The 15565-nt window shown below is 68.6% G+C and carries 11 protein-coding genes; 6 read left to right on the forward strand and 5 right to left on the reverse strand.

Annotated features, from left to right (window positions below; all coding sequences use genetic code 11):
• Positions 1-32: 32 nt before the first annotated feature.
• Positions 33-1139 (reverse strand): SDR family oxidoreductase, encoded by a 1107-nt coding sequence (locus VER16_RS05365; RefSeq protein WP_324806034.1) that lies wholly within the window; start codon positions 1137-1139, stop codon positions 33-35.
• 194 nt (positions 1140-1333) lie between these two features.
• Here VER16_RS05365 and VER16_RS05370 point away from each other — a divergent pair, with 194 nt between their 5' ends.
• A complete protein-coding gene (locus VER16_RS05370; RefSeq protein WP_324806035.1) occupies positions 1334-1678 on the forward strand; it encodes a hypothetical protein in 345 nt (114 codons plus the stop codon).
• 22 nt (positions 1679-1700) lie between these two features.
• Here the strand turns inward: VER16_RS05370 and VER16_RS05375 are convergent, their stop codons facing one another.
• Positions 1701-2765 carry a DNA topoisomerase IB gene (locus VER16_RS05375; protein WP_324806037.1) on the reverse strand — a complete coding sequence of 355 codons (1065 nt, stop codon included), beginning with the start codon at positions 2763-2765 and terminating at the stop codon, positions 1701-1703.
• Between the two features lie 116 nt (positions 2766-2881).
• On the opposite strand from VER16_RS05375, the gene VER16_RS05380 reads away from it, so the two are divergent.
• The 3 genes from VER16_RS05380 to VER16_RS05390 all read left to right on the forward strand — a co-directional run bounded on the left by VER16_RS05380 (position 2882) and on the right by VER16_RS05390 (position 9430).
• Complete coding sequence (locus tag VER16_RS05380; protein WP_324806039.1) at positions 2882-3271, forward strand: I78 family peptidase inhibitor; 390 nt, start codon at positions 2882-2884, stop codon at positions 3269-3271.
• Between the two features lie 173 nt (positions 3272-3444).
• Positions 3445-7899, forward strand: a complete 4455-nt coding sequence (gene gltB / locus VER16_RS05385; protein WP_324806041.1) for a glutamate synthase large subunit — start codon at positions 3445-3447, stop codon at positions 7897-7899.
• Between the two features lie 85 nt (positions 7900-7984).
• Complete coding sequence (locus tag VER16_RS05390; protein WP_324806043.1) at positions 7985-9430, forward strand: FAD-dependent oxidoreductase; 1446 nt, start codon at positions 7985-7987, stop codon at positions 9428-9430.
• On the opposite strand, the gene VER16_RS05395 is transcribed toward VER16_RS05390, so the two are convergent.
• Positions 9416-11485: an ATP-binding protein gene (locus VER16_RS05395; protein ID WP_324806045.1), complete on the reverse strand. Its 2070-nt coding sequence runs from the start codon at positions 11483-11485 to the stop codon at positions 9416-9418. The genes VER16_RS05390 and VER16_RS05395 overlap by 15 nt on opposite strands.
• Before the next feature lie 164 nt (positions 11486-11649).
• Between VER16_RS05395 and VER16_RS05400 the strand changes: the two genes are divergently transcribed.
• Together VER16_RS05400 and VER16_RS05405 are read left to right on the forward strand one after the other, a co-directional pair.
• Entirely contained in the window at positions 11650-12516 is an 867-nt protein-coding gene (locus VER16_RS05400) for a methylglyoxal synthase (RefSeq protein ID WP_324806047.1), read from the forward strand.
• 727 nt (positions 12517-13243) lie between these two features.
• Positions 13244-13645: a hypothetical protein gene (locus tag VER16_RS05405; protein ID WP_324806049.1), complete on the forward strand. Its 402-nt coding sequence runs from the start codon at positions 13244-13246 to the stop codon at positions 13643-13645.
• A gap of 146 nt (positions 13646-13791) precedes the next feature.
• Here VER16_RS05405 and VER16_RS05410 read toward each other — a convergent pair whose 3' ends face one another.
• The gene (locus VER16_RS05410; protein ID WP_324806051.1) at positions 13792-14571 is read right to left on the reverse strand and encodes a SprT family zinc-dependent metalloprotease; all 780 of its coding nucleotides are present in this window, start codon (positions 14569-14571) and stop codon (positions 13792-13794) included.
• A 59-nt stretch (positions 14572-14630) separates the two neighbouring features.
• On the reverse strand, positions 14631-15536 hold the full coding sequence (locus tag VER16_RS05415) for a recombination-associated protein RdgC (protein ID WP_005411825.1): 906 nt from the start codon (positions 15534-15536) through the stop codon (positions 14631-14633).
• Positions 15537-15565 lie beyond the last annotated feature (29 nt).

Here is a 15565-nt window from a genome sequence, read left to right on the forward strand (position 1 = left end):
GCTGCCGGGCAGCGGCCGGCACCACCGCCGCGTCAGCCGCGCGGCCCGCCCATCACCGGCAGGATCGCGCCGCTGATGTAGCTGGCGCACGCGGGCGAGGCCAGAAACACATAGGCCGGCGACAATTCTTCCGGCTGTGCGGGCCGGCCCATGTCGCTGTCCTTGCCGAATTCGGCCACGTCCTGCGCCTGCTTGTCGGCGGGGTTCAGCGGCGTCCATACCGGGCCCGGCGCCACGCAGTTCACCCGGATACCGCGTGGCAGCAGTTGGCTGGCCAACGCCTTGGTGAAGGCATGGATCGCGCCCTTGGTGGCCGAATAGTCGATCAAGGCCTTGCTGCCGAAGATGCCCGTTTCCGAGCCGGTGTTGATGATGCTGGCGCCTTCGCCCAGGTGCGGCAGCACCGCGCGCGCCATCTGGATGTAACCGCCGATGTTGGTCTGCAGGGTTTCCTGCAGGTGGGCGTCTTCCAGGTCTTCCAGACGCTGGCAATGCAGCTGGAACGCGGCGTTGTTGACCAGGATGTCGATGCCACCAAAGGCCTTGGCCACCTGCTTCACCGCCTTGTTGCAGAAACGCGGGTCGCGCACGTCGCCGGCGATCACCACGCAGCGACCGCCTTCGCGTTCCACATGCTGGCGGGTGATGTCCGCATCCTCGGCCTCGTCTAGATGCAACACCGCCACATCGGCGCCCTCGCGGGCGAACAGCACCGCCACCGCGCGACCGATGCCGGAATCACCACCGGTGATGATCGCGCGCATGCCCTGCAGTTTGCCGCTGCCCACGTAGTCCGGGGCGAGGAAGCGCGGCGCGAGTTCGAGTGCATGTTCGTGACCGGGCTTGGCCAGGTGCTGGGCCGGCATCGTTTCCGGTTGCTTGCGCGGACCCGCCTGGGTCGCAGTCTTCTTCGTCGCCTTCCTGGTGGCGCGCGCATCCTTGGCTTTTTCCTGGTCCTGCAGTCGCCGCTGCCGGGACGCCACGCGCGACGCGCGCGGGTCGCTGGCGGCAGCCTTGCGGGTGGCGGTCTTCACCACACGGGGGCGGTCGGCTTCGGCGACGGTCTTTGCCGTGGTGCTGCCTTTGCGCACCTTGGGTGAGGCCTTGCGGCGGGCGGGGGTCTTCTTGGTGGTGGCCATGCGGGTCTCCTCGGGAGGGAAAGGGGCTGCCGGCCAGCGGCCGGCACTACCGGGGGCGGCGTGCGCCGCTCGTGCAGTCTCTCCATCTCGCCTGTCAGCGGCAGTGAGCGCACCGTGTCCATGGCGTGCACGGCTTCATTCCGCCACCACGTGTGTCGTCGCACTCTTCAGGCCACGACACGAGGAACGCCCAGATGAAACATGCCATTGCCACCGCCGCCGTCTGCTTCGCCCTGGCCGCCTGCAGCAGCAGCCCGGTCGCCCAGATCCAGCCCATCGACGGCGTGATTTCCGGCCAGTGCCACACCGACATGGTGCGCGGCGCGGTCGGGCTGGCTGCCTCTGACATGACCGTCGAACGCGCCCGTGTGGACAGCGACAGCCTGAACGTGCAGGTCACCCGTGGCAGCCGCGAGCACAGCGGCAACACCGCCAGCGGCACGGCCGATCCTGCGGCGGGTGCGGCGCAGGAAGGCGGAGATCGCCTGACGATTGAAACCGGTCGCACCAATAACATCACTGCCATTTATTGCGGGTAACAGCCGTCGAGCAAGCTCGACGCTACGGGGCCGTTGCCCCACGGCGCTTTGCCAATCGCCGCGCCCGGCGCAGCACCTTCAGCGTGGCCTGCTCCCACTGGCGCGGGCCGCGCAGGCCCGCCAACGCCGCCAGCTCGCCGCGCTCCCAGCCGGCAAACACGCACGGGTCGATGTAGGCCTTGCGGCACACGGCCGGCGTGTTGCCCAGCCGGGCCGCCACCTGGCACACCACCTCGCGCTGCGCCTTGGCCAGCGCCCGCTGGCTGGCTGGTTCCGGCAGCTCGGTGGCAGCAAAGGTCTGCACCGCCGCCAGGGTGCCACCCCAGGTGCGGAAATCCTTGGCGGTGAAGTCTTCGCCCATCACCTCACGCAGGTAGTCATTCACCGCGCCGGAATCCACCGGCTGCACGACACCGTCGTCGTCACGGTACTGGAACAGCGCCTGCCCCGGCAGCTGCTGCACGCCGCGCACCAGCGTGCCCAAGCGGCGGTCGCCTACGGTCACCTCGTGCAGCTGCCCGGATTTGCCACGGAAGCGCATGCGCACGCGGCCACCGCGCAGCAGGTCCAGGTGGCGGTTGCGCAGCGTGGTCAGGCCATAGGACTTGTTCTCTTTGGCATAGGTTTCATTGCCCACCCGCACCAGGGTGTCGGCCAACAGCGCGACCACCACCGCCAGTACTTTGTCCCGCGGAAAGCCGCGTTGCTTGAGATCGCGGCTGAGCCTGCGCCGCAGCCCTGGCAGCGCTTCGCCGAAGGAGATGGTGCGGTCGAACTTGCCCGAATCGCGCACCGCCGCCCAGTCGGCGTGGTAGCGGTACTGCTTGCGCCCGCGCGCATCGCGGCCGGTTGCCTGCAGGTGGCCGTTGCTGTGGGCGCAGATCCACACGGCGGTATAGGCCGGGGGGATGGCCAGCGCGCGGATGCGCTGCAGGGTGGCGGCATCGCGCACGGCATGGCCATCGGCATCGCGGTAGGCAAAGCCTTTGCCTGCGCGACGCCGGCTGATGCCGGGCTGGGTGTCATCGACATAGCGCAGGCCCGCCGCGCGTGCGGCCTGTCGTTCGGGGGTGGGGGCAGAGGGCATGCCGCCAGTGTGGCGCTCGCCACGGCGTGGCCACGTCAATAACGCAAGACAAACACGTGAGGGGCCACGGGCGGCTATGCTGAGGCCTTCACAGTCCCTTCCGTTCCGGAGTCATGATGCCGTTCCAGATTCGCGCCCGTTCCCTCTCCGCCCTGCTGCTGCCGGCCGTGCTGGCGTTGTCCGCCTGCCAGGCGCCAGCGCTGGATGAGCAGGATGCGGCCACCGCCCACGCCCAGCAGGCCGCCGAAGCCGCCAAGGCCCCGGCCGATGAAGCCGGCAAGGCCACCGAAGCGCCGCCGGCCGGCAACTGCGATGCCAGCCAGGTGCAGAGCCTGGTCGGCCAGACCTACACCGATGCGCTGGGCAAGCAGGCCCAGGAAGATGCCGCCGCCAGCCAGGTGCGTGTGCTCAAGCCCAACGACGTGACCACGATGGAGTTCCTCGGCGATCGCCTGAACATCGAAGTGGATGAAAAGGGCCTGGTCAGCGGGGCTCGCTGCGGCTGACGGAAAGCCAACGCCGGCAAGGGTTTGCCGGCGTTTTGGTTGCACGCGCAACCGTGTATTGCGGCGTTGCAACAACTGTGATCTAGTCGAGGCATCCGGTGGCCTCATGATGCGCTCCAGGGAATGAGCGGGCACGAGTGTCCCTGCTCATTTCATTTCGCATCGAGGTAGAGATGGCCCCCCGCAACCGCCAAGGGCTTTACGACCCGCGCTCAGAGCGCGATGCCTGTGGCTTCGGCATGGTCGCCCAGCTTGACGACCAGCCCTCACGCCTGCTGGTCGACACCGCCATTGCCGCGCTTTCGCGCATGACCCACCGCGGTGGCGTTGCCGCCGACGGGCTGACCGGCGATGGCTGCGGCCTGCTGCTGCGCCGCCCCGATGCCTTCCTGAAACTGCTGGCAAGCGAAGCCGGCATCACGGTCTCGGCGCGCTTTGCCGCCGGTCTGGTGTTCCTGCCGCATGACGCCGACGCGGCCCAGGCCTGCCGCACGCAGTTGCAGGCCCAGGTGGAAGCGGTGGGTTGCAGGGTGGCCGGCTGGCGCGAGGTGCCGACCGATGACAGCGTCTGCGGCCAACTGGCCCGCGATACGCTGCCACGCATCGAGCAGGTGTTCGTCGATGCCGGTGTCGGCCAGGATGACGGCGGCTTCGCGCTGGCACTGTTCCTGGCCCGCCGCCGCAGCGAACAGCAGCTGCGCGAACACGCCGATTTCTACGTCACCACCCTCAGCCCCAACGCGATCAGCTACAAGGGCATGGTGCTGCCGGACAAGCTGAGCCGCTTCTTCCTGGACCTGCAGCGCCGCGAACTGGCCTCCAGTGCCATCGTGTTCCACCAGCGCTTCTCCACCAACACGCTGCCGCGCTGGCCGCTGGCGCACCCGTTCCGCATGCTCGCCCACAACGGCGAGATCAACACCATCGAAGGCAACCGCCGCTGGGCGCAGGCGCGCAGCAAGGTGTGGAAGACCCCGCGCTTCGACATCGCCGAATTCGATCCGGTCATCTCCATGCACGGCTCCGATTCGCAGAGCCTGGACAACATGCTGGAACTGATGGTGTCCGGTGGCATGGAACTGATCCAGGCGCTGCGCATCCTGGTGCCGCCGGCCACCCAGTCGCTGGAGTTCAAGGATCCCGACCTGGCGGCGTTCTACGAATTCCATGGCCTGAACAGCGAGCCGTGGGACGGCCCGGCCGGCATCGTCGCCTGCGACAGCCGCTACGCGGTGTGTACCCTGGACCGCAACGGCCTGCGTCCGGCGCGCTGGATGCTGACCGCCGATCGCCACTTCCTGGTTGCCTCCGAAGCCGGCGTGTGGGAAGTGCCGACCGAGCGCGTGGTGCGCAAGGGCAAGCTCGGCCCGGGCGAGATGATCGCCATCGACCTCAAGCGCGGCGACCTGCTCGATTCGGAAGCCATCGACCGCATCAACCGTGGCCGCGCGCCGTACAAGCAGTGGCTGCAGCAGGGCGTCACCTACCTGCAGACCGAACTGATCGACCCCTCGCTGGTGGAAGAGCCCTTCGACGAAGGCACACTGCGCAGCTACCACAAGCTGTACCAGCTCAGCAGCGAGGAAGTGGAGCAGGTGCTGCGGCCGCTGGCCGAGACCGAACAGGAAGCCACCGGTTCGATGGGCGATGACACGCCGATGGCGGTGCTGAGCCAGCGCAGCCGTCCGCTGTACGACTACTTCCGCCAGGCGTTCGCGCAGGTCACCAACCCGCCCATCGATCCGCTGCGCGAAGACTGCGCGATGTCCCTGTCCACCCAGCTCGGCAAGGAGACCAACATCTTCCATGCCGGCCCGGAGACGGTGAACCACGTCATCCTCAACTCGCCGGTGCTGAGCCAGCGCAAGCTGCGCCAGCTGCTGAAGATGGACCAGTACGTGCAGGCCAACCGCCTGCTCGACCTGTCCTACAGTGAGGACGAAGGCCTGCGCGCCGGCATCGAGCGCATCTGTGCCGAGGCCGAACAGGCCGCCCGCGAGGGCATGGTGATGCTGCTGCTGTCCGACCGCTACCCGGTGGCCGGGCGGCCGATGGTGCACGCCCTGCTGGCCACCAGCGCCATCCACCACCACCTCTCGCACCTGGGCCTGCGCTGCGACGTCAATCTCATCGTCGAAACCGGCACCGCACGCGATCCGCACCACATGGCCTGCCTGCTCGGCTTTGGCGCCACCGCGGTGTACCCGTACCTGGCCTACCAGACCCTGTTCGATCTGGGCCGCCGCGGCATCCTCAAGCTCAGCAAGGGTGGTGAGCAGTCGCAGATCGGCCGCCGCTACCGCAAGGGCGTCTACAAGGGCCTGTCGAAGATCATCTCGAAGATGGGCATCTGTACCGTGGCCAGCTACCGCGGCGCGCAGCTGTTCGAGATCATCGGCCTGGAACCGGAAGTGGTCGACCTGTGCTTCCCCGATACCGCCTCGCGCATCGGTGGCGCCGGCTTCGCCCGCCTGGATGCCGATGCACGCGAACTGTGCGCGCAGGCCTGGGATGCCCAGCAGGGCGTGGATGTCGGCGGCCTGCTGAAGTACGTGCACGGCGGCGAGTACCACATGTACAACCCGGACGTCGTGACCACCCTGCAGCGCGCGGCGCGCAGCGGTGACCCGCGTGCCTGGCAGCAGTACTGCGATGCCGTGCATGCACGGCCGCCGTCGGCGCTGCGCGACCTGCTGGAACTGGTGCCGGCCGCTGCGCCGACGCCGCTGGAAGAAGTCGCCCCGGCCAGTGAACTGTTCCCGCGCTTCGACACCGCGGCCATCAGCCTCGGCGCCCTGTCGCCGGAAGCGCATGAAGCACTGGCCATCGCGATGAACCGCCTCGGCGGCCGCAGCAATTCCGGCGAAGGTGGCGAAGACCCGGCACGCTACGGCACGCAGCGCCGCAGCAAGATCAAGCAGGTGGCCTCGGGCCGTTTCGGCGTCACCGCCGAATATCTGGTCAATGCCGAAGTGCTGCAGATCAAGGTCGCGCAGGGCGCCAAGCCCGGCGAAGGCGGCCAGCTGCCCGGCCACAAGGTCAACGAACTGATCGCACGGCTGCGCTATGCCAAGCCAGGTATCGGCCTGATCTCGCCGCCGCCGCACCATGACATCTATTCCATCGAAGACCTTGCCCAGCTGATCTACGACCTCAAGCAGGTCAACCCGACCGCGCTGGTGTCGGTGAAGCTGGTCAGCCATGCCGGCGTCGGCACGATTGCGGCGGGCGTGGTCAAGGCCGGTGCGGACCTGATCACCATTTCCGGCCATGACGGCGGTACTGGCGCTTCGCCGGTCAGCTCGATCCGCTATGCCGGCGTGCCGTGGGAACTGGGCGTGGCCGAAGCGCACCAGGCATTGCTGGCCAACGACCTGCGCGGGCGCACCCTGCTGCAGACCGACGGCGGCCTGAAGACCGGCCTGGACGTGGTCAAGGCCGCACTGCTGGGTGCGGACAGCTTCGGCTTCGGCACCGCGCCGATGATCGTGCTGGGCTGCAAGTACCTGCGCATCTGTCACCTCAACAACTGCGCCACCGGCGTGGCCACCCAGGATGACCGCCTGCGCGAGAACCACTTCACCGGCCAGCCCGAGCGCGTGGAAAACTTCTTCCGCCTGCTGGCCGAGGAAGTGCGTGGCTGGTTGTCCTACCTGGGCGCGCGTTCGCTGGAAGAGATTGTCGGCCGTACCGACCTGCTGCGGCAGATCGAGGCCGCGCCGCGCGAGGGTGTGCGCGTGGACCTGTCGCGCCTGCTGGCCGATGCCCGTTACGAAGGCAGCCACTGCGCCGCACAGCGCCTGTACGAATCGCCGGACAGCCTGGCCACGCAGATGGACGGCCTGCTGGCCCAGGCCATCGAGGAGAAGCGCGGCGGCGAACACCGCTTCCTGATCCACAACACCGACCGCAGCATCGGCACCCGCCTGGCCGGTGCCGTGGCCCGCGCGCACGGCAACCAGGGCATGGCCGAGGCACCGCTGGAACTGCGCTTCCGCGGCAGTGCCGGGCAGAGCTTCGGTGCGTTCAATGTGGGTGGCCTGCACCTGGAAGTGGAAGGCGAAGCCAACGACTACGTCGGCAAGGGCATGGCCGGCGGCCGCCTGGTGGTGCGTCCGCCGCGTGGCGCGCGCTTCGAGGCGCGCAGCACCGCCATCATCGGCAACACCTGCCTGTACGGCGCCACCGGTGGCGAGCTGTTTGCCGCTGGCCGCGCGGGCGAACGCTTCGCGGTGCGCAATTCCGGCGCGCTGGCAGTGGTGGAAGGCGCCGGTGACCACTGCTGCGAATACATGACCGACGGCGTGGTGCTGGTGCTGGGCAAGGTCGGCCTGAACTTCGGTGCCGGCTTCACCGGTGGCCTGGCCTACGTGCTGGACGTCGACCGCGATTTCGTCGACCGCTACAACCACGAGCTGATCGACATCCACCGCGTATCGGCCGAAGGTTTCGAGAACTACCGCCAGCACCTGCACCGCCTGATCGGCCGCCACCGCGAGCTGACCGGCAGTATCTGGGCGCAGCAGATCATGGACGAGTTCCGCGACTACATCGGCAAGTTCTGGCTGGTCAAACCCAAGGCCGCCAGCATCGAGTCGCTGACTGAAACCCTGCGACGCGCCGCGTAACGGTCGTGCCGGCCGCTGGCCGGCAACCCAGGATCACGTAGTGCCGGCCGCTGGCCGGCAACCGCAAAAAACCACAGAGCCAGCCATGAGCCGCAAGCAAGCATTCCAGTTCCTCGATCTGCCCCGGACCATGCCGCAGCGCATTCCGGTCGAACTGCGCACCTCCGGCGACTGGGGTGAGCTGTACGGCAAGTTCGGCAAGGAAGACGCCCAGTACCAGGCCGGCCGCTGCCTGGATTGCGGCAATCCGTACTGCAGCTGGAAGTGCCCGGTGCACAACGCCATTCCGCAGTGGCTGCAGCTGGTGCAGGAAAACCGCATCCACGAAGCCGCCACCCTGTGCCACAGCACCAACCCGCTGCCGGAAGTGTGCGGCCGCGTCTGCCCGCAGGACCGCCTGTGCGAAGGCAGCTGCACGCTGGAGGAATTCGGTGCGGTGACCATCGGTGCGGTGGAGAAGTACATCGTCGATACCGCGCTGGCCAGCGGCTGGCGCCCCGACCTGGACGCGGTGCAGCCCACCGGCCAGAGCGTGGCGGTGATCGGTGCCGGCCCGGCCGGCCTGGCCTGCGCGGACCGCCTGGCGCGCGCAGGCATCACCGCCGTGGTCTACGACCGCTACGAACAGATCGGCGGCCTGCTGCAGTTCGGCATTCCCAGCTTCAAGCTGGACAAGGACGTGATCCACCGCCGCCGCGAGGTGCTGGAGGGCATGGGCGTGCAGTTCCGCCTGGGCGTGGAGATCGGCCGCGATGTCAGCGTGCAGCAACTGCTGGACAGCCACGATGCGGTGTTCGTCGGCACCGGTGCCTACCGCTACACCGATGGTGGCCTGGACGGCCAGGACCTGAAGGGCGTGCTGCCGGCGCTGCCGTTCCTGGTGCAGAACAGCCGCATCGTCAGCGGCGATGATCCGAAGGGCCGGCCGATTGCCGGCTGGGAAGACACCATCGCCCTGCCCGATCTCAACGGCAAGCGCGTGGTCGTGCTCGGCGGCGGCGACACCGGCATGGACTGCGTGCGCAGCGCCGTGCGCCTGGGTGCGGCCAAGGTGACCTGCGCCTACCGCCGCGACGAGGCCAACATGCCCGGCAGCGCACGCGAAGTGGCCAACGCGCGCGAGGAGGGCGTGCGCTTCCTGTTCAACCGCCAGCCGCTGTCGATCGAAGCCGGTGCCGATGACGAAGTGATCGGCGTGACCGTGGTCGAGACCCGCCTGGGCGAACCCGATGCCAATGGCCGCCAGAACGCGGTGCCGATCGAGGGCAGCGAATCGCTGCTGGAAGCGGATGTGGTGATCATCGCGTTCGGCTTCTCGCCGACGCTGCCGGCATGGCTGTCCGAGCACGGCGTGGAAGGCCAGTCCAATGGCCGCATCGTCGCCGGTGGCAAGGACCGCCTGCCGTACCAGACCGCCCATCCGCGCCTGTTCGCCGGTGGCGATGCGGTGCGCGGCGCGGATCTGGTGGTGACCGCCGTGGCCGAGGGCCGCGACGCCGCCGCCAGCATCGTGCGCCTACTGGCCCACTGAGCCAGCCTCCGCCGGGGCCTGTGCGGCCTGCGCAGCCGACGCTGGAGGGGCGTCGCACGCGGGCAGGTGCAGTTCCAGGCTGACGGTGGTGCCCTTGCCGGGGATGCTGTGCAGATGCAGTTCGCCGCCCAGCGCATCTGCCAGCTCGCGGCAGATGGCCAGGCCCAGGCCGCTGCCACCGAAGCGGCGGGTGGTCGAGGCCTCGGCCTGGGTGTAAGGCGCGAACACCGCGCGCTGCCGCGTCGGGCTGATGCCCACGCCGGTGTCGGCCACCTGCAGCCGCAGATGCTGCCCGCTGGCGGTCTGCCGCTGCACCTGCAGGCGCAGTTCCACCCCGCCGTGCGCGGTGAACTTGAGGGCGTTGCCGGCAAGGTTGAACAGGATCTGCCGCAGGCGCAGGCCATCGACCCGCACCACCGGCTGCAGTGCCGGGTCCAGGACGCAGTGCAGATACAGGGCCTTGCTCGCGGCCAGCGGTGCCAGCAGGCGCTGCACACCGGCCAGCAGCGCGGCAAGATCGGTCGGCTCGGCCCGGGAGGGCATGCCGCCGTCCTGCCGCTGCGGGTGCAGCACCTCATCGAGGATCTGCTGCAGCATGATGGCGGCTTCCTCCAGGGTGGCCAGCAGCTGCCGCTGGTGTGCATCCAGCGCGGTCCCGCCCAGGTCTTCGAGACTGCCTACCAGGGTCTGCATCGGTGCGCCGATCTCCTGGCTCATGCTGGCCAGGAAGTGCGCCTTGGCCACCACGGCCTGCTCGGCGTCGCGCCGCGCGGCATTCAGGTCGCGCGCGTGCCGCTGTATCTCGGTCACGTCCATCCAGTAGCCGCTCCATTCAACACCGCTGGCATCGCCATCACTGCAGGCCACCGGGCGGCCATGCGAGCGCACCCAGCGCCACCCCATCCGCCCACGGCAGCGGAAGGTGACATCGATCGGACCACGTACCAGTGCGGCGGCATCCACGTGGGCCATCACCGGCCTGCGGTCGTCCGGATGCACGGCAGCCAGCAGCACGCGTTGATCGATCCGCGCGGTGTCCACGCTCATGCCGAACAACGCATGCACGTCGCCGGCGATGTAGGGCACGCTGTACTCACCGCTGCTGCTGCGCCGCGCGCGGTAGACCACCGCCGGCAGGCCGGCGCTGACCTCGTGCAGGCGCTGCTGCAGGCCACGGCGGCGCTGTGCTTCCCGATGCAGGCGCCAGTAGCCCAGGGCGTGCACCAGTCCCAGCCCGAGCACGGCCAGCAGCGCCGCAGCCAGGCCGCGCAGCCACAGGCGCGCCGAGGCGCTGGCCAGGGGATCACCCGCGCGGCCCGGGGCCACGGGCGGGATGGTCAGGGCGGCCAGGTGCAGGTCGAGCACGGCCAGCCAGCGCTGGCAGGCCGGGGCCGTGGCCAGCACCAGGGTATCGCTGAAGCCGGCGGGCGCTGCGACCTGCAGCGCATCGCCATGCGCCTGCTGCAGCAGGCGGTCGACGTCGACCAGGTTGGCCACCACGGCGTCCACCTGCGAGGCCGCCAGCAGGCGCAGGGCATTGTCCAGTGGCATCGGCGGCATCAGCAGTGCGCCCGGTGCCTGGCGTTCCAGCAGACGCGCCAGCGGGGCTGGATCAGGGCTGGCCACACTCAACCCGCGCAGCCCGCCAAGGTCGAGGATGGGCCGGGCATCGCGACGGCGCACGATCACCTGTGGCACCTCCAGATAGGTGGCACTGGCCGGCCACTGCGCGGGCAGCTGCTCACGCGACCAGCCCAGCACAGCCTGGGTACCGGCTGGCAGCCGGCCGCCGGCAAGGACATCCGCGTCGACCGGCTGGACCTGCAACGGCGGCTTCAGGGACTTCAGTGCGGCCAGCGCGGCGGCAATGCCGCCATGCGATGGCCCCGCCGCGCGGTCAGCGTTCGCCGACGGCGTATCGGCATGGACCAGCCGCAGCGGGCCGGCGCATTCCTCAGCGCGCACCGGCAGGGCCACGAGCAGGGCAAGCAGGACGCCTCCAACACGCCAGCGGCGGCTCGCAGCGACAGCAGCGGGATAACCAGCGACACTCACGATGTATTCCTCACGCCGCAGGCCGGACACACGACCGCACCAGGCAGCGGTCACCCGCCAACGCTAGCCGCGCGGGCCGCTACGGCAATGAGGAAAATTGCAAATCGCTCTGGTGATACTAATTGCGACATACACTGCCGCTTCTAACACTCAGGGAGTCCACGATGCGCATCGGCCTGGCTGCCAATCGCCTGCACCACCATGATCCGCGTGCGGCGCTGTTCCGCTGGCTGCGCGCCGGCGAACCGGGCCTGCGCGAGCTGGGCGTATCCCTGCATGCCGTCGGCCGTACCCACGACGCGATCGAACGGCACGGTTTTCTCGCCGGCTATGCGGGCCTGCAGCGCTATCCCTACGGACGCCAGGGCGGCCTGATGAAGCTGGTGGCCGAAGTGGTCGGCATGGGGCCGGAGCGCACTCTGGATGGCGCGATCTACCTGATCGATCCGGTCGATCCGTCGTCGGTGTTTCCCGAGGCGACAGCACTGAAGCGGCAATGTGTGATCCACGGCAAGCCGTTCATTTCGACCGTGGCCACCGCCCGCGACTGGGTCGAGATCGAACGCATCCATGCCGGGCTGGGCGCCGACGCCGGTGCCGACGACCTGCATGCCTTCGAAGGCCAGACCCTGGCGCTGATCGCCCACGACGCGATGAAGCCGGCGATGCTGGCCTTCGCTGACGAGCACTTTGACGTACTGGCCCGCTTTGCCGAGCGCGTGGCGACCGGCACCACCGGCCAGCGCCTGAACGAGTTGGCCTGGAGCCGCGGCTGGCCCAGCGACACACCGTGGGTGACGCGCTACCAGAGCGGCCCGATGGGCGGCGATGCGCAGATTGCCGACCGGGTACTGGAGGGCCACTGCCAGCGCGCGATCTTCTTCGAGGATCCGCATGTGGCGCGGCAGCACGAGGCCGACATCCAGCTGCTGGAGCGGGCGGTGACGACGGTGACCGACCAGGCGGTGTGCATTACCGCACCGCGGGTCGCGGCACGCTGGGCGGCAGCGGCGGCGCTGCGCGCGGGTTGATGGGGGTATCGGCCAACGGCCGAGCCCCTCGTGGTGGTGCGCCGGGTTGCTGGGCTTGGCCGGGTGGGGTGGGCTGCGCAGGACACGCCGTAAACCCATTGGGGGCTCGTAGGCGCCATCCATGGCGCCTGCGGTCCTGCGCAACCCACCCCACCCGGCCACGGACAGTTTCCGGTGTGTCCACCACGGAAGAAAGAAAGAAGAGCAAAAGCGGGTCGCGCGCGGCGCGCGCTCCTGTAGAGCCGAGCCATGCTCGACTGCTTTTCGTCGGACTGACTGAAAACCCCGCGCTACGCGCGTCAGCCGAGTGTGGGCTCGGCTCTACGCAGTGCGTTCGGCGGCGCGGCGTGATGTCGCGATTCGCACGTTTGCGGGCGGGTTCATTCATGGGCAGCAGCCCGCGAAGATCTGCAAGCATTTCGAACTTTCCAACTTTTCTCATTGGCCACGCAGGCGCTGCGTGCAAATCATGTCGAGCCACCGACAACGGGTGGCACGGGACTCCAATCCCGTTCTGATCTGAAGGTTGTTTACGCTTGTCAGCTGGCGTCGCTCATTGACCATGGGCGACGCCGGCTGGCAATCCGTCTGCGTTTCCATGGCGGGCGGTGCGTGGAGGGCTTCGGCCCGCCGGATTTCTTCAGATCACCGGTATTGGAGCCACGCATCGTCCGCCACCTCCGCAGCTGCGAGGTGGCTCTCTCTCCAACATGCACAGGAGACCGCCATGAGCGCGCATCGCTATCCCTACCTGTTCGCCACGCTGGGCGGGGCTGCCAACCAGCTGCCCGATGAGATCGCCCAGCCGCTGGAAACCACCCTTTCGGCCAGTACGGCCACCGACAGCATCACGCTGCTGGACAGCCTGCAGCGCATCGGCCACAGCGAAGGCGCGGATGGCCAGCCATTGCAGCGCACGGGGCGGACGCCGGGGCAATGCGTGGCTTTGTCCCGCATCCAGCGTGCCAATGCAGGGCTGACCTTCCTGCTGGAGCTGGTACATGCCATCGAGCGTGTCCGCGTGGATGGCGATATCAGCCAGCACCTGGGTGACGACGCGAGGGACAGGCTGCTGCTGGCCTGCCGGGGGCTGTCGGAATACGTGGATATGCAGGTGGATGCCGCCTGACGCTGCCAGCCAATAGGCTTCCGCCCGCTGTAGACCCGAACCACGATCGGGCGCGCGCTCTTTGTAGAGCCGAGCCATGCTCGGCTGCTTCTCGTCGCGATGGCTGAAAACCCCGCGCTGCGCGCGGTAGTCGAGCAAGCTCGACTCTACAGAAGCTGGCGGAGCATGGCCTTCAGGCGCCGGCCTTCCAGCTGGAAGTAGTCGCGCTGCTCGCGCCAGGCCGGGAAGCGTTGTTCCACTTCGTTCCAGAACGCGGGCGAGTGGTTGGGCTGGATCAGGTGGCAGAGTTCGTGCACCAGCACGTATTCGAACGCATCGGGGCTGCCCAGCACCAGGGCCAGGTCCAGCGCCATGCTGCCGTCGGGGGCCAGCGAGCCCCACTGCGATGACATCACCTTCAGCCGCACGCGGCTGGGTGCGCGCGGCAGGCCGGGCAGGTACTTCGGCAGCCAGCGGCCGACATCGGCACGGGTCTGCGCTTCGTAGAACTCACGCAGCAGGCGGCGCAGGGTGGCATCGCCGGCACGGGTCGGCCACTGCACGCAGGCACCGTGGTCGTCGATCTCCAGCCGTGCGAAGCGGCCTTCCTGCCAGCGCACCGGCAGCAGCTCGCCACGCAGCGGCAGCAGGCCCGCCTCGCCCGGCTGCAACGGTGCCGGCAGGCCGTTGTCCTGGTAGACGCGCAGCTGCAGCGCCAGCCAGTCGCGATGCTGTTCGAGGAAACGCTCGCCCATCACCAGGCTGGCACGCGGCGGCAGGGTCAGCCGCGCGCCGCGTTCGTCCACGCTCAGCTTGATGCGCCGCGCGCGCGGATCGCGCACGCGCAGCACCTCGATCTCGGCATCGTCCAGGCGCAGGCGGACGGTGTCGCGCTGCACGGTGGCGGGCGGGGTCGGGCTGATCAGGCGGCGCAGCAGGCGGCTCATGTGCCCAGCATAGCGCTGCGCGGGGCCGCTGGATGACCGGCGGCCCGCGCAGTGCCTGTTCAGTCAGCCTTGCTGAGCTTGAAGGCTTCTTCCAGCAGCAGGAACAGCCGACGGATCTCGGCGCTCTGCAGGGCGAAGCGGGCGTCGAACTCGGCGCGGCGGCCGTCTTCGTCGGCATGCTCCAGCTGGTCCAGGGCGCCGTCGAGGAACTTCAGCTTGCGCACGATCAGGTCATCGCCGATCACGAAGGACAGGTTGTCCTCGAAGATCAGCGCCAGCTTGGTCACCTGCTTGCCGGCGTCCAGGTGCTTGTCGATCTCGTCGCAGCGCAGTTCCTGGTGCTGGCACTTGACCACCGCACCGCCCTCCACCGGGTCCTTCATCTCGCACTCTTCGCCCAGGCTCAGGCCGGTCGGCAGCGGCTCGCCGGCGATCCAGCCGGTCAGGATCGAGCGCGGTGCGACTTCGGCGTTCAGCGGCATGGCCGGGAAGCTGCCGAGCAGGCCGCGGATGTCGGACATGAAGTACTCGCCGGTCTTGCGGCTGGAGGTGTCCACCGCAACGTAGCCGTGCTGCAGGTCGATGAAGGCGTCGTTGCGCGAGGACTTCACAAAGGCGCGCGGCAGCAGCTCATGCAGCAGGTCGTCCTTCATGCGCTTGCGCTCGCGGCCACCGGGGCGGCGGCCTTCCTTCTCCTCGATCTCCTCCAGCTTGCGCTCGAGCAGGTCGTTGACCACCGCCGCCGGCAGGATCTTGTCCTCGCCGCCCACAGTCAGCCACAGGTGTTCGGCGATGCGGTGCGACAGCAGTTCCTTCTCCTCGCGGCCGAAGGGCGAGATGAAGCCACGCGAATTCATTTCCAGCGCACCGACCGGCTTGAGCAGGGCGTGCGGCAGCAGGGTGTCCACTTCGGAGAAATCGGTGGTGGTCGGGAAACGGAAGAACGTCAGGTTGCGAAAGAACATGGAATTCCGGATGGCGAAGAGGAAGGGCG

The organism is Stenotrophomonas sp. (assembly GCF_035634915.1).
Taxonomy (GTDB): Bacteria; Pseudomonadota; Gammaproteobacteria; order Xanthomonadales; family Xanthomonadaceae; genus Stenotrophomonas.

Excerpts from the sequence above, each read along its gene's own strand:
- VER16_RS05365 (WP_324806034.1), bottom strand. The coding sequence starts at position 1,139 with ATGGCCACCACCAAGAAGACCCCCGCCCGCCGCAAGGCCTCACCCAAG.
- VER16_RS05370 (WP_324806035.1), top strand. The coding sequence starts at position 1,334 with ATGAAACATGCCATTGCCACCGCCGCCGTCTGCTTCGCCCTGGCCGCC.
- VER16_RS05375 (WP_324806037.1), bottom strand. The coding sequence starts at position 2,765 with ATGCCCTCTGCCCCCACCCCCGAACGACAGGCCGCACGCGCGGCGGGC.
- VER16_RS05380 (WP_324806039.1), top strand. The coding sequence starts at position 2,882 with ATGCCGTTCCAGATTCGCGCCCGTTCCCTCTCCGCCCTGCTGCTGCCG.
- gltB (WP_324806041.1), top strand. The coding sequence starts at position 3,445 with ATGGCCCCCCGCAACCGCCAAGGGCTTTACGACCCGCGCTCAGAGCGC.
- VER16_RS05390 (WP_324806043.1), top strand. The coding sequence starts at position 7,985 with ATGAGCCGCAAGCAAGCATTCCAGTTCCTCGATCTGCCCCGGACCATG.
- VER16_RS05400 (WP_324806047.1), top strand. The coding sequence starts at position 11,650 with ATGCGCATCGGCCTGGCTGCCAATCGCCTGCACCACCATGATCCGCGT.
- VER16_RS05405 (WP_324806049.1), top strand. The coding sequence starts at position 13,244 with ATGAGCGCGCATCGCTATCCCTACCTGTTCGCCACGCTGGGCGGGGCT.
- VER16_RS05410 (WP_324806051.1), bottom strand. The coding sequence starts at position 14,571 with ATGAGCCGCCTGCTGCGCCGCCTGATCAGCCCGACCCCGCCCGCCACC.
- VER16_RS05415 (WP_005411825.1), bottom strand. The coding sequence starts at position 15,536 with ATGTTCTTTCGCAACCTGACGTTCTTCCGTTTCCCGACCACCACCGAT.